Genomic DNA, 22,808 nt, shown 5'->3' with positions numbered 1-22,808 from the left:
CGATTATGGGCACTCGGTTGCGGGGGCGGCTTCGGCACGCGTCAGCATGTTGCGCGCGGGATTGTTCAGATGCTCTTGAAACCAGGCGGTGGCGGCCGCTTCAGCCAGTGGGAATTGATCGAGATAGGGATCGAAATGACCACCCGGGATCAAAGCGAGCCGCTTAGGCTCTAGCGCGCGCTCGTAGGCGGCAAGCGCCAGATCCGTGACGGTCGTCCGGTCGTCGCGTGCGACAACCATCAGCAACGGCGTGGGAGAGACACGCGAGACCCAGGCGCCGGGCTCGTACATGCGCGCGGCACGTGTCGAGCGCAGAGTAATCTCATTGTCCCAAAGACCAGCAGGAACCGGCTGAAGGTAGAAGACGATGGCGTCCTGCGAGCGATAGGCGGCAAGGGTGCCAGGATCATTGCTGACAACGGCCTGGCGGCGCGGCGGGTCGCCACGTAACTGACCGCGCTCATCCTCGGCAAAAGCACTCTCCAGCGCCGGCAAGGCGTCCGGCGACACCCGCCGCAATCCTTGCTCATAGCCGCTGATCGTCGGCACCTGGGCAACGACGCAACGCAGGCGCCGATCGGTCGCGCCGAGCACGAGCGCATGTCCACCCGCATAGCTCGTGCCCCACAGGCCAATGCGCGCAGCATCGACCTCGGGTCGCGCCTCAAGCCAGGAGATCACACGACGCCAGTCGGCGACCTGCCGCCACGGATCGATGTCCCCGCGCAATTCGCCACCGCTTGTCCCGAAATTACGATGGTCGTGAACGAGAACGACAAAACCCGCTGCGGCAAAGCCTCGTGCGAAACGCTCGATGCCGTGTTCTTTGGTCCCCGCAAACCCGTGCGCCATGGTGATCGCGGGATGGCTCCCCGGCGCTTCGGGCAGGAATAACCATGCCCCAAGTTCAACGCCGCCCTCCGCGGGCACCGTGACATCGATTTTCTCAGCCATGCTCGATCTCCTGGCAAAAGGAACGCTGTCGTCGCGGGCACCGCCCCCGTGGAAATCCTGGCCATCGCCGCGATGGCTTGACAAACGGCGTTCACCGGTTAAAATAACGTATGACCGGTCGTCTGTAATTAGTCAAGAGGATTTTCCATGGAACCGCGCCCAGCGACCCGAAGAGGCCCAAAGCCGAAGCCGGACACCCGCGACAATCTGCTCCAGGCGGGCCTGCAGATGATTCATGCGGAGGGTTATTCTGCCAGCGGAATCCAGGGCATTGTCGACCGGGCGGACGTTCCCAAGGGGTCATTCTACACCTACTTCGCCAGCAAGGAGGCGTTCGGGGCTGAGGTGATCGATCTCTATTCCGAGCGGGGCCAGATCAAGCTGCGGGATTTCCTTTGCGATCGCGCGATCGCGCCGCTCGCCCGGCTGGAGGCGTATTTCGATGACCGGATCGCGGCATTCAGAAGCTCCAACTATGTCCGGGGGTGTCTCCTCGGCAATTTCAGCGCGGATGCCGCTGACCACAGCACGATGATACGCGACTCTCTTGCCGGGCATTTCAAAGCCTGGAGCCGCATCATCGAGAATTGCCTTTTGGAAGCGCGCGATCAGGGAGCGATCGGCCGTGAAATTTCCGCAACGTCGTTGGCCGACTTCATCCTCAACAGCTGGGAGGGGGCGCTCCTGCGCATGCGCGCGGAAAAAAGCGACGCACCTCTCATCACGTTCAAAACGATGATCTTCGGAAAAATGCTCCGATAGTGCCGTGAACCTTGGGCAGGGAGCGTCATGCGTCGTTGCCCTGCGGCTCGGCGGCCGGCACGACAAATAGACTCGTCATCGCCACATTTGACGCCTAGGATTCGGCCCTCATGACCTCGTCGAACCATCGTCGGAGCCCTCATTTGTCAACGTGAAGAGAAGGCGACGACGTGGCCTTATCGCCAGCATCGGAGGAGGAAACGATGCCCCGCCTGCTTTCGGTAAATGTAGGCCTGCCGCAAGACATCGCGTGGCAGGGCAAGATTGTCCACACCGCAGTATGGAAGACGCAAGTGCAAGGAAGGCGCATGGTGCGGCGGCTCAATATCGATGGTGATGGCCAAGGGGATCTGGCGGGCCATGGCGGCGAGCACCGGGCCGTCTTCGTGTATCAGATCGACGCCTATCGCTATTGGCAACATTTCCTCGGCCGCAGCGACTTCGTCTACGGGCAGTTCGGCGAGAATTTTACCGTCGACGGGCTGCCCGACGACGAGGTGTGCATCGGCGACCGGTACCGGATCGGGGATGCGATGCTCGAGGTGACGCAGCCGCGCGTCACCTGCTACCGGGTCGGCATCCGCATGAACGAGCCGCAAATGGCCGCCCTGCTCGTCGCGCACAATAGGCCCGGCTTTTATTTCCGTGTTCTGCAGGAGGGAGACATCGGCGCCGGCGACGACATCGAGCGGATCGCGGCGGGGCCGGAGCGTATGACCGTCTCCGAGGTCAATGCGCTGTTGTACAAGCCCGGTCACCCGATAAGCGAGATCGAGCGGGCATTGCGCATCAAGGCGCTCAGCGCGGGCTGGCGCACCTCCTTTCAAGCGCTGCTGGACCAGGCGCAGAGCGAAGGCGCGGTAGCGGGCAACCCCGGGCTCACGGCGGCGGCAGGCCCGCCTCCCGCATGGGCCGGGTTCCGCCCCTTGGCGGTGTCGCGCAAGGACCGCGAGAGCGCCAGCGTGATTTCGCTGACCCTCGAGCCGACCGATGGGCACGCTCTGGCGACCGCCCTGCCCGGACAGTTCGTCGTATTGCGGCTGAGGCCGACGCAGGATGCGCCCGCTCTGTTCCGCAGCTATTCGCTCTCCGGCACGCTGCGCGACGATCGTTATCGTCTCGGCATCAAGCGGGAGCTTCATGGAGCGGCCGGGACCTATATCGATGCCCAGGTCCGGGTCGGCGATGTGCTCGACGTGAGCGCGCCGCGCGGCGGCTTCACATTGCGGCCAGGCAGCGGGCCCGTCATCCTGCTGAGCGCCGGCATCGGCCTGACCCCGGTGCTGGCCATGCTTCATGCCCTGGCCGCCGGGAACTCACCAAGGGAGGTCTGGTGGCTCTACGGCGCACGCAACGGCGACGAGCATCCGTTCGCGGCCGAGACGCGCACCCTCCTCAAGGCCCTGCAACGCAGCCATAGCCATATTCGCTACAGCGCCCCTGCCCCGGAGGACCGGCCAGGCGTCGAGTTCGACGCGCCCGGGCATGTCGACATGCGGGCGATCGCGGCACTCGGCGTGCCGCGCGAAGGGGATTTTTATCTCTGCGGGCCGGCCGCCTTCATGGACGGGCTTGCCGGCGGGCTGGAAGCGTGGGGGGTCGTCGCCAACCGCATCCACACCGAGCGTTTCGGTTCGAGCCCGTCGAAAACGCCGGGCATCGCCATGGCAGCGTGCCGGCCGCCGCACGCCCCCGCCGGGCCGGCCGGCGACGGCCCCCTGGTGTCCTTCGCGCGGAGCGGCCTCACGATCCGCTGGGCGCCTTCGTTCCAGAACCTCCTCGAACTTGCCGAGGCGTGCGACGTGCCGGTGCGGTGGTCATGCCGGACCGGCGTCTGCCATAGTTGCGAGACCGGGCTCATCTCCGGCGCCGTCGGCTACCGGCCGGAACCGCTCGACCCGCCGGCCTCAGGAAACACACTGATCTGTTGCGGCCAGCCCCGGGGCGACATCGTCCTCGATCTGTGATCAGGAAACGATCTTTTCAGCGCCCGCCTGTGGCGCCTGGCGTGGCCGCGCGCGGGGGATGAAGAGCAGGATCAGCATTGTGCAGAAGATCTCGAAACCGGCCACGGCGTAAAGCCCCGTCGCCGTGGTGCCGGTGACGTCCTTCAACCAGCCGACCAGATAGGGGCCGACGAAACCGGAGAGATTGCCGAAAGAGTTAATCAGCGCGATGCCGCCGGCGGCGGCGCTGCCCGCGAGCATCGCGGTCGGCATCTGCCAGAATGGCGCGAAGGCGCTGAGCACGCCCGAGACCGCGAGGATCAGCGCCAGGAACGAGAGCACCGGATAGGCCGCCAGAACGCCGATCAGCACCAGGCCGGCGGCAGCGGCGAGCGTGGCAAGGCCGCAATGATAGCGGCGTTCGAGGTGGCGGTCTGAGTGGCGCCCCACCAGGATCGTGACGGCGACGCCGACGATGTAGGGCAGCGCCGCGAGCAGACCGATGGTGACGTCGCTGCGCACGCCCATGCCCTTGATGATGGTCGGCGACCAGAAGCCGAGCGTCGGGTTCGCGCTGACCAGGCAGAAATAGATCAACGCCAGAAGCCAGACCTGCGGCATTTTCACCGCGTCGCGGAAATCGTGCTTGCGCTCGGTGGCCGGGTGGATGTCTTTTTGCAGGTCGGCGATGACCACGCGCTTTTCCTCCGCCGTCAGCCAGCTTGCCTGTTCGGGCTTATCGTCGAGGTAGAACAGCGTGAAGATGCCGAGAAAGATCGCGGGCAGGCCTTCGAGAATGAACAGCCATTGCCAGTTGGCATAGCCGGCCACGCCGCCCATGCGCCCCATGATCCAGCCGCCGACCGGACCGCCGAGAATGCCCGCGATCGGCACGGAGGTCATGAAGAAACCGACCATCTGGGCGCGCCGGCGCGGCGGGAACCAGTAGGTGAGAAAGAGGATAACGCCGGGATAGAGACCGGCCTCGAACGCGCCGAGCAGGAAGCGCAGGATGTAGAAAGAGAGCGGCGATTTCACGAACATCGTCGCGATCGTGGTGATGCCCCAGAGGATGGCGATGCGGGCCATCGTTTTGCGCGCGCCGATCCGCTCCAGGAAAAGATTGCTCGGCACCTCGAAGATAAGATAGCCGACGAAGAAGATGCCGGCGCCAAAGCCGAAGGCGGCGTTGCTCAGCGCCAAATCATGCTGCATTTGCAGTTTCGCGAAGCCGATATTCACGCGGTCGAGCCACGCGGTGACGAAAAGCAGCGTGAGCAACGGCACGATGCGGCGCGCGATCTTCGGATAGACGGCGTCTGCAGTGACGGACAGGGGAATGCTCGTCATGGCGCGGCCATGAGTTTTTCGATGATGGCGGTGGAGCCGATGATGTCGGGATATTTCTCGCCGGCATCGATGCGGGCGAGCGTCTGTTTCTCGGCGGTCTGCATGCCGATGGCGCGCGTCGCCGCGGCTTCGATCTCGGCGGGCGGCAGGACGAGAATGCCGTTTTCGTCGGCGAACACCGCATCGCCCGGGGAGACGGCGACACCGCCGCAGGAAACCGGCACGCAGAAGCCGCCGCCGAAGCCGAGGAGCTTCACCGTGACCGGCGAGAGTCCGCGCGCCCACACAGGCACGCCATATTGGCGCAACTCGCCGATATCGGTGACCATGCCGTCGACGACGATGCCGGCGACACCGGCGCTGCGGGCGGCATAGGCGACGGCGCCACCCAGGCTCGCATGCTTCATGTCGCCGCAGCGGTCGATAACCAGGATATCGCCCGGGCGGGCCTGGCCGATCGCATAATGAATGATCGTGGCGTCCGGTCCGGGCGCCTGCACGGTAATTGCGGTGCCGGCGATGCGGATATCCGGGAACCACGCACGGATGCCGGGATCCATGAAGCCGACATGGCGGAAATGGCCGATGGTGGCGGGCTCCGCCTTGCGGAGCAGATCGAGCGCGCTGGCGTCGATCGGCGCGGGTAGCTTGTTCAGCGCATATATGGACATCGGCACCTCTTCAGTTTCGGCGAGACAGTGTCACCGAGGGCAAAGCAGCAATGTCCGTGCCAAATGATTTGCCGATTATTTTATCGGCATGATGCGCGGTTGCGGATTTGAGCGCTGAATTATCGCTCTGTTGTTGGTTATACGATGACCATAACACCTGCTTTCCGAGGCGAATGACGCTAACTTTTGGCCAGTTATTGTGCCGGGACGTGAGCGGCGATGGCGCCTCCCCCGGAGGCTCTCTCCGGGGGAGGTGCGGGATCAGACGATGCTGAGCTTGACGTCGATGTTGTTGCGGGTGGCGTTGGAGTACGGGCACACCTGGTGCGCTTTGGCGACAAGCGCTTCGGCATCGGCGCGCGCGACCCCCGGAAGCGAAATCTCCAGGCCGATCTCGAGCCCGAAGCCGCCCGCCGCGCGCGGACCGATGCCGACCGTCGAGGTCACGGTCGCATCGGCCGGAACCTTCGGGCCGCCCTGGGAGGCCACGAATTTCATGGCGCCGAGGAAGCAGGCGGCATAGCCGGTCGCGAAGAGCTGCTCGGGATTAACGCCGGTACCGCCGGCGCCGCCAAGTTCCTTCGGCGTCGAGAGTTTCACATCGAGGGCGCCGTCAAGCGTCGCCGAATGGCCGTCGCGGCCGCCGGTGGCACGGGCCGAGGTGCGATAGAGAACATTTACAGACATAAGAACTTCCTTTCTTCAGGTGAGGACCATCCACAACGGACGGTTTGGAACAAACGGAATTTGGGAGGGGCGGCGCGCGGCTCCTGCCGGGACGCGCCGGCCAGGGTCACGCCTTGATGAAGCTGAGCACGTCCGCGTTGAAGCGCTCAGGCTCGGTCTGGGCGAGGCCGTGCGGCGCGCCCGGGTAGATTTTAAGGATCGCGCCCTTGACGATCTTCACCGTCTTCTCGCCGGAATCCTTGAGCGGCACGATCTGGTCGTCATCGCCCTGGATGATCAGCAGCGGCTTGTCGATCTTCTTGAGATCAGGGGTGAAATCGACTTCCGAGAACTCGTGGACGCAATCATATTGGCCCTTGATGCCGCCGGCGAGCCCCATCAGGCGGAAGCTCTCGCGGAAGCCGTCATTCACCTGCGCCCCCGGCCGGTTGAAGCCGTAGAAAGGCATCGACAGGTCGTAATAGAACTGCGAGCGGTTCGTCGCCACGCCGGCGCGGATGCCGTCGAAGATTTCGATCGGCGTGCCCTCGGGGTTGGTGGGGGTCTTCAGCATCAGCGGCGGCACCGCACCGACGAGAACGGTCTTGGCCACGCGGTGCGAACCATGCCGGCCGATATAATGGACGACTTCGCCACCGCCGGTCGAATGGCCGACCAGAACAACGTTCTTCAGGTTCAGTGTCTCGATGAGTTCGGCCAAATCATCGGCATACTGGTCCATATTGTTGCCGTCCCAGGTCTGGTCGGAACGGCCATGGCTGCGCCGGTCAGCGGCAATGACGCGGTAGCCCTGCATGCCGAAAAACAGCATCTGTGCGTCCCAGGCATCCGAGGCCAACGGCCAGCCATGGGAGAAGACGATCGGCTGGCCGTTACGCGGCCCCCAGTCCTTGTAGAAGAGATGGGTGCCGTCTTTGGTGGTGATGGTGCTCATGATCAGGTCTCTTTTCGCGTGGAGGGTTTGGGTTGCCGCGCTGAGCGGCGACATGGTGAGAAAGAACGTTGCGGCGCCGACGCCAAAGGCGAGTGCGTCGCGGCGGCTGAGGTCAAGGCTCGGAGGACTCACGATCGGCTCCTTTCAATCGTGCACGATTACAGCGCACACGATCTAACTGCCAGAGCGTTCGCCCGGTGTCAAGCGCTTGCGATTAGCACGCGTACGATTTAAATTGGGCGGGCATCAAACTTCGTCACGAAAGGCTTGCGCCATGCCGGGCCCCCTGCAACTCGACCATTTTCTCTGCTTCACCGTCTATTCGACCGAACACGCCTTCACCCAATTCTACCGGCCCCTCTTGGATGAGATCGGCCTGACCTATCCCCAATATTTGGCCATGGTGAGCCTCTGGTCACGCGACGATCGGACCATCAAGGAGATCGGTGAGGCGCTGTCGCTCGAATCGAACACGCTGACGCCCCTCGTGAAGCGCCTGGAAGCCTTGGACCTCGTCTCACGTGCGCGCGATGCTCAGGACGAACGCCAGGTGCGCGTGCGCCTGACCCAGAAGGGACGGGAATTGGAGGCGCGCGCGGAATGCATCCCCTTCTGCGTCGCTGATGCCCTCGGCATGCCCCTGGAAGAGCTTGTGGATCTGCGGCACAGGCTCACGCTCGTGGAGAAACGGCTACGAGAGAGCACGGAGAAGCGGGTTCCGGCCCGGACCCGCGAACCAGGCTAACCCGCCGGACTGTCGGAAGCCGGGTGGGGTGTACGCAATCGCGGCGTGGCTCGATTTATCGAATGGGTGAGGTTTACGCACCCGATTCGCATTGTTAGGCTGACGAGATAACGTGATTCATTAAAGAGTCATTCGGGATGAGCGGAGTTGGGATGTCCCGGTGGGATCACGGGGGACAAGCGCTGGCATGGTTTGCGTGTGGTGTGTCCTGGCTGGCGGCGCTGGGGATCGACGCGCCGCTCATTCGTGGTTATTTCCCAGCCTCCGGCTTCCGGCTGGCGTCGGATTTGGCCTGTTTCCGCGACAATGGCGCCTGGCTCGGTCGGCATTTGGAGGCGGCAGCGCAAAGTGCGGCGCAAGCCTGCACATACAAATATCCTCCCCCATTCCTGTTTCTGGCCACGCCGTTGTCATGGCTTACCCCTGAGCAGGATTTTATCGTGTGGAGTGCAGTCTCCGTCACGGTTCTCATTTTGGCGGCACGGGCGCTGGGGATGCCACGGCGGGCCGTGTTATTGGGGAGTCTAGCGCCACCCACCCTGCTGTGCCTGAGCATCGGGGAGAGTGGGATGATCGTCTCCGGTTTGTTGCTCGTGGCGCTGGGCTGCGCTGAGACGGCACCGGTGATGGCCGGGATCGCGGCAGGAGCGATGATCGTGAAGCCGCAGCTCGGACTATTGCTGCCGGTTTGCTATGTGGCTTCACGCAACGGGCGTGCGTTTTTGGCGGCGGCGGTTACTGCCGGATCTTTATGCGTGCTGGCGGAGATTATGTTCGGCCAGGGCGCCTGGGTGCATTACTTGCACGAGGGCATCGCTGCAACGCACGCGACGCTGGCCGCACCCTGGCCGCAGCGGGACCAGCATATCATGGTCACGCCTTACATCTTTGTGCACTCCCTGGGCGCCGGATTCGGCTTGGCGAATGCTGCGCAGCTTATGGTTACCCTGCTCGCAGCCGTGGCGGTGTGGAAACTATGGCGCGGGCCGCCCGTCCCGTCGCGGCTGTCGATGACTTTGTGTCTGGCGGCGCTCGCCACACCCTTTGCCTGTCTCTACGACCTGTCGGCTCTTGCCCTAGCCCTGGCGGCAGAGGGCGGTGCGGCACTTGCTTGGTTCTGGATTTTCTCGGGCCTGTATTTGTTCGTTTCGGTGTTTTCCGTGTCTCCGGGCGCGCCCGGCCTTGCCCTGTTGCTGTGGATGCTCTGGCGACGACAGGCGGCGAGACCCTCGCGGACTGGCGGTCTATCACACGAATCCTCCGCCCGCTCCGAGGCGGCACTCGTCAGGTCCCGGCGACCATGCGCTTGATGGTGTCCGGCGCGATCCGCAGCATCATCGGGAGCAGCCTGGTCTTGCCTGGCAGCGCCATGGGCCGGCGCAGCGCCAATGCCCTGAGCGTGGCCACCGCCACCTCGGCGGGCGACAGTTTTTTTCCCGCGGTGTTCGCTGTCATGGGCGTATCGACGAGGGGCGGCAGCAGCTCGAGAACATGCGTTCCCTGGGGAGCAAGCTGCCGGCGCAGCCCTTCGGCGAACCCGTGCAGCCCCGCCTTCACGGCGCCGTAGGTCGGCGCGCGCGTGGGAGACACCAGGGCGTAGCCTGATGTGACAAACACAATCGCGGCCATGGCAGGCCAGCGGCGCAGCGCCTCGCCGGTCAGCTGGATGGGAGCTGTCAGATTAAGAGCAACTTCCTGTTCGAGGTCTTGCGTGGCATCGGCGCCGCTTGCGAAATCTCGTTCGACGAAGGTGCCGGCATTGTTGACCAGAACGTCAAGCCGGCCGAACCGCTCGGCAACTGCGTCCAGCATGGCGGCCCGCGCCTCGCTTTTGGTCACGTCGGCCTGGATGGCCAAGGCATCCGGGTGCGCGCGGGAGAAGCGCTCCAGAGCGGCCGTGGATCGACCGCAAACCGCGACGGCCGCGCCCTGACTTAGGAAGGCTTCGGCCAGGCCCAGGCCAATACCGGCCGTGCCGCCGGTGATGAGGACAATCTGTTTCATGTGGCCGTATCCTCGCTCCTCGCTCTGAAAAGAGACGCTTTGCAGCCCGCCCCGAACATCCGCTCCCCCGATCGTCAGCAGACCGATTGGGCCGGATCTGAGTCCGGGCGGCGCGGCGTCAGCAACAACGACACCAAGCAAGAAAAATCCTATCACGGCAAAGGCGGCCCTGAACATGTTCATGCGCGCCCGCCATGCCGGATCATCGCGCCCGATGGTCCTGATGGCCCCAGGTTCTGTCCGCACCGCCTCGGCGGACCACATGCACGCCTCGGTCTCGCAGAACGCGTCCCCAATCTGGTGAACGTCTTCTTTCGAAGCGGGAAAAGCCTGGCTTGGAATTTCTCGATCACCTCGGCCGCACCGTCCCCTGGTGGATCTACGGCGCCGATTAATGGACGCCAGGTTAAAATCGCGCTCGATTAGATCGCTTGCGATGCAATTGCAGGACAGCCATGCGCTCGTGTGTATCGCGCACAATTAATTCGTGTGCGATGTAATGCGCACTGATAATCACCACCCGAAAGGACAAGCTAAAATGACCATCTCCCTGAAAATTCTCCCCGCCCTCGCCCTGGCCATCGCCCTCTCCCCGCTGGCCGCTCAGGCCGCGCCGCAGCAGACCCAGTTCAACGGCCAGGTCATCGTCCAGAGCGGCAGCGTCACCCCCGCCTATCCCGCCTCCACCGGCGGTTAACCCAAGGCCCATTTCTAAACATTACCCCCCACACTCTCCGGCCCGCGTGCGGCCACAATTCAGAAAGGTTCCCCAAATGTCGATTTCCTCGAAAATCCTGCCGGCCCTCGCCCTGGCCATCGCCCTCACCCCGCTGGCCGCTCAGGCGCGCAGCAACCATCAGCCCAACCGGGCACAGATCGAACTGGCCGCGTCGCGCCAGGACCCGGTGACCGCGAGTTCCGCCACCATCGATAACCCGATGACCATCTATAGCGGCAACACCACCGCCGCCTCCACCGGCGGCTGAGCGCCGCGCGATCACCACGGCGGCCTTGCCATCCAGGCAAAACCTATCTGAAGGTTTGCCAACTGCCATTCTTGAAAGAGCTCATCGCCCGGCTGGCCAGCCGGGCGATGAGCTCAGCTTCATCACGGCGTGATCGCGACAAAAGGCGACGCTGCGCCGGCACGCCGATGCGCGCCAGCAGCATGGCCACGACGCCGGCCGGCGTGACGCCGAGAGCCACCCCAGCCGCTGGCGCGAGCTTGCGGACCAACGCGACTGCGTTGGCCAGCGGGCCGGCCGCCACCGGAACCGCGGCGCGGTGTAAGATCAGCCCAGGCGCGCGATGCCCAACGAACCAGAAGCTGGTCGCGCGGAGGTTGGCACGTAGGGGTTTCGGCTGAGGAGGCGTCAGGCTATTCCGTGACCAGGCAGAGCCGGCTTGACCGGCGCAGGGCGTCAGCAGGTTGTGTCTGGAGATACGAGGAAATTATGAAACCAACCGATGCAGCGGCCATTCAGTTCAGGCGCCCGCGCCTGGATGCGCTCACTTCGCTGCGCTTTTTTGCCGCGGCGATGATTGGCATCGGGCACGCACACCCGCTATTTGGGTCTCTCGGCTTAGCTTATGCCCTCTCTCTAGACCAAGGCGTCTCGTTCTTTTTCGTCCTGTCCGGCTTCATTCTCGCCTACAATTATCCCGATGTAGAGCGAGACGTAGCCTCATTTTACAAGGCCCGTTTCGCGCGCATCTGGCCACTCCACGTGGTCGCCATTCTTCTATTGCCGCTGCTTGTACGGACCTGGAACCCAGGCGGCCTCAGTCCGATGGGCAAAATCTACGTCGGCATCGGCAACTTACTTCTCATCCAGTCCTGGGTGCCACTCCGGGATTCCTATCTAACTTTTAATGGGGTCGCGTGGAGCATCTCGACTGAGGCGGCATTCTATCTTTTTTTCCCAATCGCCACCGTTTTAATGAAACGTAATATCGGGCTGCCCATGGCCATCTCAGCAGCTCTGACTGCCTTCTTTATCTGCGCGACAATCTATTGGAAAATCCCAATTGACTCCTCGCTCCCTTTCAGCGCTATGGGCACACTTTACGTGAATCCGCTTGCGCGGCTGTTCGAGTTTGTTCTCGGCATGGCGGCTTGTCGTGCGTATTTCTATATCCGCCCCGGCCTCCCCACAAACCGCATATTCTGGACCGTTGCCGAAGCGGTCCTTGTGTTGGCATCGGTGGCTTCGATGCACTGGATCCCAAGGCTTCCTCTGCGGATCATTTTTCCTTCTCACGCGGCCCCGGTGATTCAATATTATTTGGACAATAGCGGATCAGCACCGGTTTTTGCGGCACTCATCGTTGCGTGCGGTGTCGGCGCCGGTTTTATATCACGATTTTTAGCGTGCCGTGCCTTGGTCTTTCTCGGAGAAGTGAGCTTCGCCTTCTACCTGGTACATGCCACGGTATTGCTGTGGCTGACGAAGCATCCAGCCATTGTTCATTCATCCGTTGGCTATCTGTGCTTTTGGGGCATTAGTTTGTCTATCGCCACTGCGCTTCATGTGGGAGTTGAGCGCCCGGCGAGGCGCTTTCTGTTGCGAAAGAGGAAAGCTCAAGACCAAGAAAAGAGAGCGGTACAGACGCCCGAAGAAGCCGAAGCGAGCCCTCGCTAAGACCTCCCAATCCATATGGCGGCGACGTCGGGCGTGCGATCCCTCCTCCTGCCCCTCCCGAAGCATTGACTCTACCGAACGAGCTGCTCCCCCAGGATTGCGATAGCGGCCCAGCGAATGGGCCGAGAGCGCCACGCGACAGTGATCTGCATGCGCGAGGATGGCCATGCCTGGAAGGATGATCACTTCAAGCACGCCTTTGCTAAGGTTCGGGATGAACTCGGCCTGCCCGGCGATCTGCACTTTCATGGGCTGCGCCACAGCGCCGGCAAGCGCCTGGCCGAAGCGGGATGCACGCCCCAGGAGAGTGCGGCGATTCTCGGCCATAAAACGCTCGCGATGGTCTCTCTTTATACGGCCCAGGCCGCCCAAGAGATCCTGGCCCGCGCCGCGATTACAAAGCTGGCGGAACACAACAAGAAGAAGACGAGTGTAAAACCGAAAAACTCGTGAGTGTAAAACTAGGTCCGGTTTAGACCTTAACGCACCCGGAACCCATTGATTTCATTGGCGCGCCCTGATGGAGTCGAACCATCGGCCTCAAGATTAGAAGTTTGATCTGGCGCGGACACAAAACAGCGTGTCCGATGAGCGACGCCAGAAAAACCAAGGAAATTCGCCACATACAGAAGCGCCCCAAAGAATATTTGTTGCATTTCGACGCGTATTGCTGCATTCTATTTGCGGACACAGTACGGACACGAGGTTTAGTGCTATGCTGGAACGGTTGACTGACGCGATTGCAAAAGAACTCGCGGCGCCTAGCAAAGGCAATAGGGTCTACTACGACCCAGACCTTCCTGGGTTCGGATGCCGGGTAACCAGCGCAGGCGCGCGCTCATGGGTTCTTAATTATAGGTCCCGCGGAATTGAGCGCCGGATGACCATCGGCAGTCTAGAAAATTGGAAGGCCCGCGACGCTCGCAAAAGAGCCGAAGAGCTTAAGCGCGCGGTGGATGCCGGCGGGGACCCTATGGCCGATCTGCACGCCGAACGGAGCGCCCCTACGGTAAATGACCTCGCCAAGCGGTTCACCGCTGAGCACTTACCCAAAAAGCGGCCGGGGACCCAAGACGAATACAGCCGCCTCCTGAAAGCCTACATCCTCCCGGCAATGGGCAGCAAAAAAGTCGCCGACATCCGACATGCAGATGTCGAGGACATGCACCGCCGCATCCGCAAAGACGCCCCTTATTCCGCAAACCGGGCGGTTGCCGTGGTGAGCAAGATGTTCTCCCTCTCTATTAAGTGGGAGATGCGTGAAAATAACCCCGCGATCGGCATCGAGAAAGCGCCAGAGCACAAACGGAAACGCTATTTGACGCCCGCAGAAATCGCCAGGCTGTCGGAGGCTCTCAATCAGGCCGACGAACGCATGAGTGCTAATGTCGTGCGACTGCTGCTCCTGACCGGCGCCCGCAAAGGGGAAACCCTGGCCGCCAAGTGGTCTGATTTTGACCTTGAAGCCGGGACGTGGACGAAGCCAGGCGCAACCACCAAAACCGCCACAGATCACCATATTCCACTGAGCGCCCCTGCCCTCGCCCTGCTCGGTGAGATGAAGCAAGCCGCCGACCAGGACAACGACCGCCGGAAGCGGGAGAAGCTGCCCCCAATCGATTTCGTGTTCCCTAGCCAGGACGCTGCTGGAAATATCACCTCGCTCAAGGATATTAAGAACTCGTGGGCTACCCTCTGTCGCAAGGCCGACTTGAAGGGGGTTCGCATCCATGATCTTCGACACACATTTGCCTCGGTGCTGGCCTCAAGCGGTCTAAGTCTCCCAATTATTGGCGCCTTATTGGGGCATACGCAGGCCGCCACCACACAGCGCTACGCACACCTGCTCGACGACCCGCTGCGCAAGGCAACCGAGACCGCCGGAGCGATTATCGGCGCTAAGCCCACTGCTGAAGTTGTGGACATGAAGGGGCGGAGAGCGTGAACGTCGAAAACGCGCCCCCTCCCCCTGCTAAGGCAAAGACACGGCCTCGCATTACCAACGAACATGTGGCCGACATGCTTGCGAGTTGCCTGGCCGGCCGACCAAACTACATTTCCCCCGACGAGGGGCGGGTCAATCATCTAACACAGACTATCAACCGCTACATCCAGACGCCCTGGTCTGTTGAGGCAGTCGCTAAGCTCCACGCACAAGCTAAAGTCGCTCGAATGGAGGGAGAGATGCTGCGCGCGGCCGCAACCCTTTTGCGTCGCGATCTTGAGGCTCTGACAGTGGAAGCTCAGCAATACGAGCTTAGATCAATAACAACGGACTACCTCGAACGACGTGCGATAGACATAAAAAACGCGATTGCATTGCTCGAAGAACCCCGAGGGGATTTAGATCACCCAGGACTCGCGATCCATTTGAGCACCGGCCCAAAGGGTAAGCCCCCCGCGCCTTGGCGACTTACTGCTGCAGCGATTGCCGACGAATTGATTCGAACCTTACGTGATTGTGGCGACCCCCGGGCAGGCATCGGCAACCCGAACGGCCCCGTCGTTAAATTTGTCGCAATATGCCTACGCCTCATTTCGCCCGACCAGAAAGCGCCCAAGAGAGAAACCATTCATGAAGCGATTGGCGCGCACCTAGAAAATTCCTTCAAGTACCGGAAGGGGGTATGAAAAGGGCGTTTTTGCACCCCACAGACTAAAAAAGCCGCCTGTTAAAAGCTCCGTACCGAATTGAACGGAGACCTAACGATGTCTGAGACAATTAGCCGAAGCGAGTTGCTAGGCGGCCGGCTTCCCCTTCCTGAGTTCGCCCAGGTCCTAGGCTATGCGGACCCGCGCCCCATCCGTAGTTTCATCCTGAATCACGCCGTTCCGTTTGTGGTGATCGATCGCGTGATGCATATCCGGCCGGAAGATTTCCGCGCCGCTCTGGAGCGTTCCGCCACAAGCACCGCACCACGCACGCGGGGCCGACCGAAAAAAGCTACGTCGCAAGCCGCCTAAAGGAAACCGCCGCCCAAGCGATCAGGCAGCGGTTCGAGAGGCGTGTAAATCAAGTTGGGCAAAACTGATTTAGCGCGCGGCTCGGCGGACTGCAAGATCTTCGGCGGCATTGGATGGAAATTTCAATGACCGAAGCTATCGGCCAGCGCGCACAGCTGGAAAACATCACCAACGTAATCGCGGCCCACGTGCCTTACCAACTCCCGTTATATCGCGCGGCGCGGGACGGAGTGATCGGCCTGATAGTACCGGAGCGCGACGGGATAATTCCTAAGCGCTACCTGGAAAACACGCACAGGCCGATTGTCGTTCAGATCGGTGACGACGACTACAAATCGACCGGCCCGGATGGTTGGGCCTGTGCTCGCCGTCTTCGCTACTGGGCTCGCGGTGCGATTGTCCACGCGGCTGCTGGCGAGGAACAGCACTACAGTGAAGCAGTCAGAGGCGCCTTGCTCACGCAACGGTTCCTGATGATTGCGACCAACACTGCCCACGAATCCGCATGGTCTCAGCTCCTGAGCCCGCACATGCCGGTGCTCGGGATCTTATCCCGTGAAGGTTTGCCGCATCCGAAGCGCCTGGCCGCGTCGGAGATGAACTGATGCATGGAGACAGTATAACGGTCCTCCGCTGCGCCCGGGGCTTGCGCCTAGCTAAAATGATTCGTTCAACCGGCATGGTTGATTACGACAGCACCCGGACGTTCGATGCCTGGGAAGTCAAAGTCGCCACGTTCGACGATCTGTGCGGGATCATCTCGAGGCTCATAGATCGGCCAAGATTCTGCATCGTCCGCGGTGCGCTGATCAACGGCCCGAAGGCGACAAAGATCCGCCGTCTGGTTCATGCCGACCCTAAAACCGGCGATGCTGCTACCTTGCGACAGGTGCCGCATCGGTGGGTAGCGCTGGATATCGAGGGGATCAGCCGCCCTGAAGGCATCGACGCCACCGACCTAATTGCTTGCGCCCGCCACGCCTTACAACGCCTTCCTGTGGCCTTCCGCGACGCAGCTTGCTTGGTCCAGGCAACGGCCGGGCATGGTATCAAACCGGACCTGCGGCTTAGGGTGTGGTTCTGGTTGTCCCGCCTTACCACTGGCGCCGAACTGAACCGCTGGTTACGTGGCGCGCCTGCAGATGCCTCGATCTTCCGCCCGGCGCAGATCATCTACACGGCCGCGCCTGTCTTCGAAGGATGCGAGGATCACCTACCGGTTCGGATCGTGCGCCTCGCCGGCTCAGAGAGCGTCATGGTTCCATCTGCTGCGGCCTTAGCACCCCCGCCACGGCAAGATCCTAAGCCCCTGCCAGCTCCCGACAGCCCGAGGGCGTCCGCATACGCATGGGCTGCCTTACGCAATGCTGTGGTGAAAGTACGGAACGCCCCAATCAATTCCCGTCACCCCGAATGCTTGACGCAGTCCAGGAACCTGGCGCGGTTCGTAAACGCTGGATTGCTTTCCGAAAAAGACATGAAAGACGCAATGAGCGACGCAATTTTTGCGGCTGGTAAAACCAGGGAGGAAGGCGAGGCAATCGCCGTGTATGCCTTGTCTCATCCGTCAACCTCCCCACTGCCGGAGGGCGTGCGTTGATGGATGGATCGATTATGCCGGGTGAAAGTAGTGTGCCCGATGCTTTGGCAATCGCTGAGCTCGCGGGCTTATCCAAGATTGAATATGACCGCGTGCGGGATGCAACCGCCGCTCGTTTGGGTATCCGCGTCTCAACCCTCGATGCAGAAGTGAAGAAAGCCACGGCGGTACTCACCAACCCCGAGGATCACCAACCGCCCGCATTCACCGACGAAGCGTTGGCGCTGCAGTTTTCCGAACAGTATGCGCACACGCTCCGCTATGTGGCGGCATGGGGTAAATGGTATCAGTGGACTGGCAAGGTTTGGGAAGCAGACCAGACAATCCAGACGTATGACCGGGCGCGCGCTATCTGCCGCGAGGCCAGCGCGATATGCAACGACACCAACGTTGCGATCGGCATCGCCAAAGCCCAAACGGTGGCAGCTGTCGAGCGCCTGGCGCGCGCCGACCGCCGGCACGCCGCCACAGTCGAACAATGGGATGCAGACCCTTGGCTTCTGAACACACCGGGCGGCGTGGTGGACCTTCATGTCGGAAAGATGCGGGCACACCGGCCCGACGATCATATGACGAAGATCACAGCCGTTACGCCTGGCGGCGTGTGCCCCTTGTGGGAAGCATTCCTCAAAAAGATCACCAACGATGACCATGAGCTCCAGAGGTTCCTGCAGCGGGTGGCAGGCTACAGCCTGACCGGAAGCACGCGGGAACACGCGCTCTTCTTCGGCTATGGCACTGGGGGCAATGGCAAGGGTGTCTATCTCAACACCATAACCGGCATCATGGCCGGCTACGCCACTGTCGCCTCGATAGATACCTTCACGGCCAGCAATACGGATAGGCATCCTACCGATCTCGCCATGCTCCGCGGCGCGCGGCTGGTGACGGCACAGGAGACCGAGGAAGGCCGCAAATGGGCAGAGTCACGGATCAAGGCGATGACCGGCGGCGACCCGATCACAGCCCGCTTCATGCGCCAGGACTTCTTCACGTTCCAGCCCGCGTTCAAGCTCTTTATCGCCGGTAACCACAAGCCCGGCCTCCGCAATGTTGATGACGCCATCCGCAGGCGGTTCAATCTCATTCCCTTCGCTGCCAAGATCGCACCGGCCGAGCGTGACCCCGAACTGCCGGAAAAACTCAAGGAAGAATGGCCGGGGATTCTGAAATGGGCCATCGCGGGGTGCCTCGATTGGCAGGAGAACGGTCTCAATCCGCCCAAGTGCGTCACGGCAGCCACGAATGAATATTTCGACGCTGAAGATGCCGTGGGGCAGTGGATGGCAGAGCGATGCGTCAGAGGGCCAAACGTCGGTAAGTCGCTCAGCTCTGACTTGTTCAGATCGTGGAGTGAATGGGCGGCCAAGGCTGGCGAAACGATCGGCTCGCAAAAGAGCTTCTCCCAGAAGCTCATAACCCGTGGTTTGGAACCAACACGCGCGAACGATGGGAAGGCAGCATTCGATGGAATCAAGGCCGTTGTCCAGCCTCCGCCGCATGCAAACTCGGATCTCTGAATGATGTATCTGAAGGTTCCGAAGCATTCGCCTATTATCACCCGTTATAGAGCTAACACGCGCGTGACGGTGTTAACCGGAAGTCCCATCAGATCCCTCAGACGTTTGCTGACGGTGAAGCGGCATGCCGCGCCAGCCCCTCAATCCGGCCAGCGTCTACCCGGATTTTCCCTCCGCAAACTAGACCTCCTGATTAGTAATCACCCTCCGTATCAGCTTTTTATATCTTTTTTTCAATGACTTAATGGAGCCACACAAACACCATGTCCGCCCAGTGTCCGCAATCAAAGCCTAAAACGCTCCCGAAACTCGGTCCGTACTCACGTGTACTCCGACGCGGCGCCATCGCCCGATCAATCGACGGTCGCAGCACGGAGGGCCGATACTTGCGCGCCTTTGAGCGCGACATGATCGATCACGTCGGCGGGACACCGAGCGCAACCGAGAAACTGCTGATCAGCCGCCTCGCCAGGACCTCGCTCCGGATCATGCTGCTTGAGGAGAAGCTCGACGGCGGCACATGGACGGACCTCGACGCCAGAACGCACGCAGGGCTGCAGACGGCATTTACCCGAATGCTGGGAAGCCTGGGCATGAAGTCGCCCCCTGTCCCCCTGCCCGTCCCTGCCCCCGCTGAGGTGCCCCAAAAGGTGACCCTGCGAGAATATCTCAACTCCAAGGAGGCAGCGAAGTAATGGCCGCCAATATCCTCGACGCACTGGACGACCAGAACCTCTTCGGCGGCATGTTCGATGCACCATCCTGGAAGCCCTGGAGAGCCTTTCTGGGCACCCTGTTCGCTCTCCCCATGGATGAGGACCAGATAGCGACGGCATGCCGCCACACGGGCCGCACAGCCCTTCCTGACAAGCCGGCGCGGTATGCTGAGCTGGTTGTCGGTCGCCGTGGTGGTAAGTCGCGCTGCCTCGCTCTCATCGCCTCTTACCTCGCCTGTGTGCCTGACCATGGGCCGTTCATCGTGCCAGGAGAAACGCCCGTTATCGCTGTCATCGCGGCCGATCGGCGCCAGGCAAAGGTGATCCTCAACTACATCGCCGGCTTCCTACGCGAGATCCCGCTGTTCGCCGATATGATCGCGGACGAACTGGCGGAATCGGTCAGGCTGACCAATGGCGTCACGATCGAAGTTCACACCGCCTCCATCGGCGCCCCACGTGGTCGCACGTTCCTGGCCTGCTTGCTCGATGAGGTGGCGTTTTGGCAAACGGGCGATGGGGCGAATCCCGATATCGAAGTGGTCAACGCAATCCGCCCTGGCCTCAGTACGATCCCCTATTCCCTGCTGCTAATTGCCTCATCGCCATACGCGAAGCGCGGCGTTTTGTACCAGAACTACAGCAAGTATTTCGGCAAGGACAACGCGCCCGTGCTGGTTTGGCAAGGAACGACCAGGGAGATGAATTCATCTCTGATCGACGACCCGCTGATTGACGAGATGTACGAGGAAGATCCGGAGCGCGCATCAGCGGAGTTTGGCGCCCAATTCAGATCGGATATCGTGGCGTTCATCACACGCGAGGCGGTCGAAGATGTCACCGCCCGCGGCATCCGCGAATTGCCGTCGAGCTCCGGCATCTCGTATGCGGCCTTTGTAGACCCCAGCGGCGGCAGTGCTGACTCGATGACGCTTGCAATCGGGCACATCGAGGGCGACGGTCTGGCGGTCCTTGACGTGGTGCGTGAGGTGAAGCCGCCATTTTCACCGGATGCCGCCGTGGCTGAGTTCTCCGAGCTTTTGAAGTCATACGGCATCTCACGTGTCACCGGAGATGCTTACGCCGGACATTGGCCCCGAGAGCGCTTCGCCATGAACGGCATAACCTACGATGTATCGGACAAAAACAAGTCGACCATCTACGCCGAGTTCCTGCCCGCCTTGAACGGCAAGCGTGTGCGCCTGCTTGATATTCCCCGGCTTGCTGGTCAGCTTGTGGGCCTTGAGCGCCGAGTGGCCCGAGGAGGCCGAGACAGTATTGATCACGCCCCGGGGTCCAATGATGACGTGGCGAATGCCGTCTGCGGCGTTCTGGTCAACATCCTCGGCGACCGTCGCCCGTCGCTGATCCGTGCGGATGACTTGCGTAACGGCAGCGAGGCAGTTCCCTACCCCAAGGCGGCAGAAGTTGTTGGCGCGGTGCTATGCGTGTCGGACGATGGCATGGCGGCCGTTGTGTACTTCTCATACGCTTCATGGCTGTTTGCATGTGGCCTCCCCCCTACGAACATCCTCGACTTTGATGCCGCCCCTCTTACGGGCACGACCATCAGGGGGGTATCCGATCGTCTCGACGCCCTTCGCCGAGAAATCAGATGTAACTTCCCAGTCCCCATGATATTTCTTCCTCCGGAACTTGTGTATCAGGCGCGCATGGGCGGTGTGCCGGCTGATGCTTTCCCGGACCATCTGTTGCGCGATACCCCCGGCCTTGCATTGTCCTCGGCTGGAAGCGTGGCCAGCGGACAAGTGAAGATATGTGACGTGGCAATGGAAAAGGCCAAGACTCATCCCCTGGGTGGCGCGCTGAACTTCCGAGCAGGCGAGAAGATGGATAGAGATCCGCTCCGATTGGCCGTGTTGCTGGCAATCGAGATGACGCTTGGAAACGAGAGAAATCGGTCGGCTGCATGATCGCGCGGAATAACAAACTTGTGATCACACGGGACTGTTTCCATCAAATTATGCACCGCTACCAAACGCAATCGATTGAACTAGAAAGCGCCAAACAAACACCATATTGTCGAGTATAGTTTTCAATAGATACTGAATTATACAGGATACTTTTAAACAACAAAATTTATTTCTCCTGTTATATACACGCCTATCCGTGTATATTCACGACATGAACTCGCCTGTCTGCCTTCATCTTCCTGACGATTTGGTCTCCCGATTGGACGCGGTCGCCGCTGCTGACGACCGCTCAAGATCCGCGGTGGTGCGTCGTATCCTGCAGGACGCGCTTGCAGATCGTGGCGAATTGCAGAGGCGGGCGGCGGAACGTTTCTCAAGTCTTGGGGCCGCGCTGTATGACTAGTTTTAGAGACGGGCACCCAATTCACCAGATCGGCGGGTTAGCAGTTTCTCCCGCCATGCCCCCTTCTCTGGGGCGTCGGCGCAAGTCGTACAGTGTGCCGGATAGAAAAACGACGACAGCGCGCGGGGGAGCTATTTCCGTATCCCCGCGGCGCGCACTTTCCAAAGTTTGCCCAAACGCGGGGCCGCTCTGCCGATCCAGAGCGCCGCGGCGAGGCGTGATCCCTGGGTCTTTAGTCCTTTCCCCTAGGTCGATCTGTCTCGGGCGCGGGGGCTTCCTTGTTCCTTGTGTTTCCCCCGTTGCTATTGCCCATCGCGGGGCAGTGTCGTCACCCGACACGCCGCGGCGCAGGTTCAGCCGCTTTTGCCGGTGGGCTGATTCCTGCGGGCGCGGGCTGGTGTTTCAGTCCGCCAGCCTGTGTTTTTCAGTTCCGACCGGCGCGACAATCTCTGTCTGCTTCGCATAACCAACCCATTTTGAAAGAAACCCAATGCCTCAATACTTCGACGGCGCAACGGCGCAAAACCCCTCCCCGCCTTACACGCTCACCGAGCTGGGCACATTCGCAATCAAGACCGGCGGCGGCTGCTTGAACGGCAGCCCCGTCGTGCTGACCGCGGGCGATGCAACCAGCATCGTACAGCTTTACGACGGCACCGTTGTTGACGGCGCAGCTTCTGGCCAACTGATCGCGACATTTACGGGCGGCATCGCCGGCCGCGTCGGATGCCCGAATCAGAGCTTTATCGCCGGCCTTGTTGCAGTCGCCTCTGGCGTCACCTCCCCGACCGTACAAATCAGCTATAACTAAGGAAACAGACACATGAGCCTAGCCGCATATCAAGAGGCCGAACGCCTCCGCGCCCAGATCCGAGATCTCGAACAACAGATGGCCCGCTCCACCCGCCAGATCACCGGCCAGGAGGCCGATGAATTGCGCGACATTCAGCACCGTTTCGATCATGCGGGTGCGACG

At 61.4% G+C, this 22,808-nt stretch carries 26 protein-coding genes; 19 read left to right on the top strand and 7 right to left on the bottom strand.

Annotated elements, in window-relative coordinates:
* Window positions 1-3: 3 nt before the first annotated feature.
* Window positions 4-954: an alpha/beta hydrolase gene (locus VNC39_RS09540; protein ID WP_325398550.1), complete on the bottom strand. Its 951-nt coding sequence runs from the start codon at window positions 952-954 to the stop codon at window positions 4-6.
* A gap of 147 nt (window positions 955-1,101) precedes the next feature.
* Here VNC39_RS09540 and VNC39_RS09535 point away from each other — a divergent pair, with 147 nt between their 5' ends.
* Window positions 1,102-1,716, top strand: a complete 615-nt coding sequence (locus VNC39_RS09535; protein WP_325398548.1) for a TetR/AcrR family transcriptional regulator — start codon at window positions 1,102-1,104, stop codon at window positions 1,714-1,716.
* Between the two features lie 203 nt (window positions 1,717-1,919).
* Window positions 1,920-3,683: an MOSC and FAD-binding oxidoreductase domain-containing protein gene (locus VNC39_RS09530; RefSeq protein WP_325398546.1), complete on the top strand. Its 1,764-nt coding sequence runs from the start codon at window positions 1,920-1,922 to the stop codon at window positions 3,681-3,683.
* Here the strand turns inward: VNC39_RS09530 and VNC39_RS09525 are convergent, their stop codons facing one another.
* The 4 genes from VNC39_RS09525 to VNC39_RS09510 all read right to left on the bottom strand — a co-directional run bounded on the left by VNC39_RS09525 (window position 3,684) and on the right by VNC39_RS09510 (window position 7,304).
* Window positions 3,684-5,012: an MFS transporter gene (locus tag VNC39_RS09525; RefSeq protein WP_325398544.1), complete on the bottom strand. Its 1,329-nt coding sequence runs from the start codon at window positions 5,010-5,012 to the stop codon at window positions 3,684-3,686.
* Entirely contained in the window at window positions 5,009-5,683 is a 675-nt protein-coding gene (locus VNC39_RS09520; protein WP_325398542.1) for an RraA family protein, read from the bottom strand. Before VNC39_RS09520 ends, VNC39_RS09525 begins: the two co-directional genes overlap by 4 nt.
* A 261-nt stretch (window positions 5,684-5,944) precedes the next feature.
* Window positions 5,945-6,370, bottom strand: coding sequence for an organic hydroperoxide resistance protein (locus VNC39_RS09515; RefSeq protein WP_325398540.1), 426 nt, complete (start codon window positions 6,368-6,370; stop codon window positions 5,945-5,947).
* A 106-nt stretch (window positions 6,371-6,476) separates the two neighbouring features.
* Window positions 6,477-7,304, bottom strand: coding sequence for an alpha/beta fold hydrolase (locus VNC39_RS09510; protein ID WP_349255472.1), 828 nt, complete (start codon window positions 7,302-7,304; stop codon window positions 6,477-6,479).
* Window positions 7,305-7,539: 235 nt separating this feature from the next.
* On the opposite strand from VNC39_RS09510, the gene VNC39_RS09505 reads away from it, so the two are divergent.
* Window positions 7,540-8,049, top strand: coding sequence for a MarR family winged helix-turn-helix transcriptional regulator (locus tag VNC39_RS09505; RefSeq protein WP_325398536.1), 510 nt, complete (start codon window positions 7,540-7,542; stop codon window positions 8,047-8,049).
* 203 nt (window positions 8,050-8,252) lie between these two features.
* Window positions 8,253-9,359, top strand: coding sequence for a glycosyltransferase family 87 protein (locus tag VNC39_RS09500; protein WP_325398534.1), 1,107 nt, complete (start codon window positions 8,253-8,255; stop codon window positions 9,357-9,359).
* On the opposite strand, the gene VNC39_RS09495 is transcribed toward VNC39_RS09500, so the two are convergent.
* A complete protein-coding gene (locus tag VNC39_RS09495; protein ID WP_325398532.1) occupies window positions 9,334-10,053 on the bottom strand; it encodes an SDR family NAD(P)-dependent oxidoreductase in 720 nt (239 codons plus the stop codon). The two genes, VNC39_RS09500 and VNC39_RS09495, sit on opposite strands and share 26 nt — an antisense overlap.
* A gap of 39 nt (window positions 10,054-10,092) precedes the next feature.
* On the opposite strand from VNC39_RS09495, the gene VNC39_RS09490 reads away from it, so the two are divergent.
* The 3 genes from VNC39_RS09490 to VNC39_RS09480 all read left to right on the top strand — a co-directional run bounded on the left by VNC39_RS09490 (window position 10,093) and on the right by VNC39_RS09480 (window position 11,039).
* Window positions 10,093-10,479: a hypothetical protein gene (locus VNC39_RS09490; protein WP_325398531.1), complete on the top strand. Its 387-nt coding sequence runs from the start codon at window positions 10,093-10,095 to the stop codon at window positions 10,477-10,479.
* A 112-nt stretch (window positions 10,480-10,591) separates the two neighbouring features.
* Window positions 10,592-10,750 carry a hypothetical protein gene (locus tag VNC39_RS09485; protein ID WP_325398529.1) on the top strand — a complete coding sequence of 53 codons (159 nt, stop codon included), beginning with the start codon at window positions 10,592-10,594 and terminating at the stop codon, window positions 10,748-10,750.
* Between the two features lie 76 nt (window positions 10,751-10,826).
* Entirely contained in the window at window positions 10,827-11,039 is a 213-nt protein-coding gene (locus VNC39_RS09480; RefSeq protein WP_325398527.1) for a hypothetical protein, read from the top strand.
* A 43-nt stretch (window positions 11,040-11,082) separates the two neighbouring features.
* On the opposite strand, the gene VNC39_RS09475 is transcribed toward VNC39_RS09480, so the two are convergent.
* Complete coding sequence (locus VNC39_RS09475; protein WP_325398525.1) at window positions 11,083-11,289, bottom strand: hypothetical protein; 207 nt, start codon at window positions 11,287-11,289, stop codon at window positions 11,083-11,085.
* 218 nt (window positions 11,290-11,507) lie between these two features.
* On the opposite strand from VNC39_RS09475, the gene VNC39_RS09470 reads away from it, so the two are divergent.
* The 12 genes from VNC39_RS09470 to VNC39_RS09420 all read left to right on the top strand — a co-directional run bounded on the left by VNC39_RS09470 (window position 11,508) and on the right by VNC39_RS09420 (window position 22,643).
* Window positions 11,508-12,695 (top strand): acyltransferase family protein, encoded by a 1,188-nt coding sequence (locus VNC39_RS09470; RefSeq protein WP_325398523.1) that lies wholly within the window; start codon window positions 11,508-11,510, stop codon window positions 12,693-12,695.
* 117 nt (window positions 12,696-12,812) lie between these two features.
* Window positions 12,813-13,148 carry a tyrosine-type recombinase/integrase gene (locus VNC39_RS09465; protein WP_325398521.1) on the top strand — a complete coding sequence of 112 codons (336 nt, stop codon included), beginning with the start codon at window positions 12,813-12,815 and terminating at the stop codon, window positions 13,146-13,148.
* A gap of 262 nt (window positions 13,149-13,410) precedes the next feature.
* Window positions 13,411-14,640 (top strand): tyrosine-type recombinase/integrase, encoded by a 1,230-nt coding sequence (locus VNC39_RS09460; RefSeq protein WP_325398519.1) that lies wholly within the window; start codon window positions 13,411-13,413, stop codon window positions 14,638-14,640.
* On the top strand, window positions 14,637-15,326 hold the full coding sequence (locus VNC39_RS09455; RefSeq protein ID WP_325398517.1) for a hypothetical protein: 690 nt from the start codon (window positions 14,637-14,639) through the stop codon (window positions 15,324-15,326). The genes VNC39_RS09460 and VNC39_RS09455 overlap by 4 nt, the downstream gene beginning before the upstream one ends.
* A gap of 78 nt (window positions 15,327-15,404) precedes the next feature.
* Complete coding sequence (locus VNC39_RS09450) at window positions 15,405-15,659, top strand: hypothetical protein (protein WP_325398515.1); 255 nt, start codon at window positions 15,405-15,407, stop codon at window positions 15,657-15,659.
* Window positions 15,660-15,784: 125 nt separating this feature from the next.
* On the top strand, window positions 15,785-16,264 hold the full coding sequence (locus VNC39_RS09445; protein ID WP_325398513.1) for a hypothetical protein: 480 nt from the start codon (window positions 15,785-15,787) through the stop codon (window positions 16,262-16,264).
* A gap of 56 nt (window positions 16,265-16,320) precedes the next feature.
* A complete protein-coding gene (locus VNC39_RS09440) occupies window positions 16,321-17,259 on the top strand; it encodes a hypothetical protein (protein ID WP_325398511.1) in 939 nt (312 codons plus the stop codon).
* Window positions 17,259-18,779: a phage/plasmid primase, P4 family gene (locus VNC39_RS09435; protein ID WP_325398509.1), complete on the top strand. Its 1,521-nt coding sequence runs from the start codon at window positions 17,259-17,261 to the stop codon at window positions 18,777-18,779. The genes VNC39_RS09440 and VNC39_RS09435 overlap by 1 nt, the downstream gene beginning before the upstream one ends.
* 407 nt (window positions 18,780-19,186) lie before the next feature.
* Window positions 19,187-19,474, top strand: a complete 288-nt coding sequence (locus VNC39_RS09430) for a hypothetical protein (RefSeq protein ID WP_325398507.1) — start codon at window positions 19,187-19,189, stop codon at window positions 19,472-19,474.
* The gene (locus VNC39_RS09425) at window positions 19,474-21,429 is read left to right on the top strand and encodes a hypothetical protein (RefSeq protein WP_325398505.1); all 1,956 of its coding nucleotides are present in this window, start codon (window positions 19,474-19,476) and stop codon (window positions 21,427-21,429) included. The genes VNC39_RS09430 and VNC39_RS09425 overlap by 1 nt, the downstream gene beginning before the upstream one ends.
* 211 nt (window positions 21,430-21,640) lie before the next feature.
* Window positions 21,641-21,832 carry a ribbon-helix-helix protein, CopG family gene (locus VNC39_RS17450; protein ID WP_408840475.1) on the top strand — a complete coding sequence of 64 codons (192 nt, stop codon included), beginning with the start codon at window positions 21,641-21,643 and terminating at the stop codon, window positions 21,830-21,832.
* Between the two features lie 490 nt (window positions 21,833-22,322).
* A complete protein-coding gene (locus VNC39_RS09420) occupies window positions 22,323-22,643 on the top strand; it encodes a hypothetical protein (protein ID WP_325398503.1) in 321 nt (106 codons plus the stop codon).
* Window positions 22,644-22,808 lie beyond the last annotated feature (165 nt).

The organism is Acidocella sp. (genome assembly GCF_035535915.1).
Lineage (GTDB): Bacteria > Pseudomonadota > Alphaproteobacteria > Acetobacterales > Acetobacteraceae > Acidocella.
The sequence above is the reverse complement of the archived record's forward strand: the minus strand, read 5'-3'. Positions and strand labels throughout refer to the sequence as shown.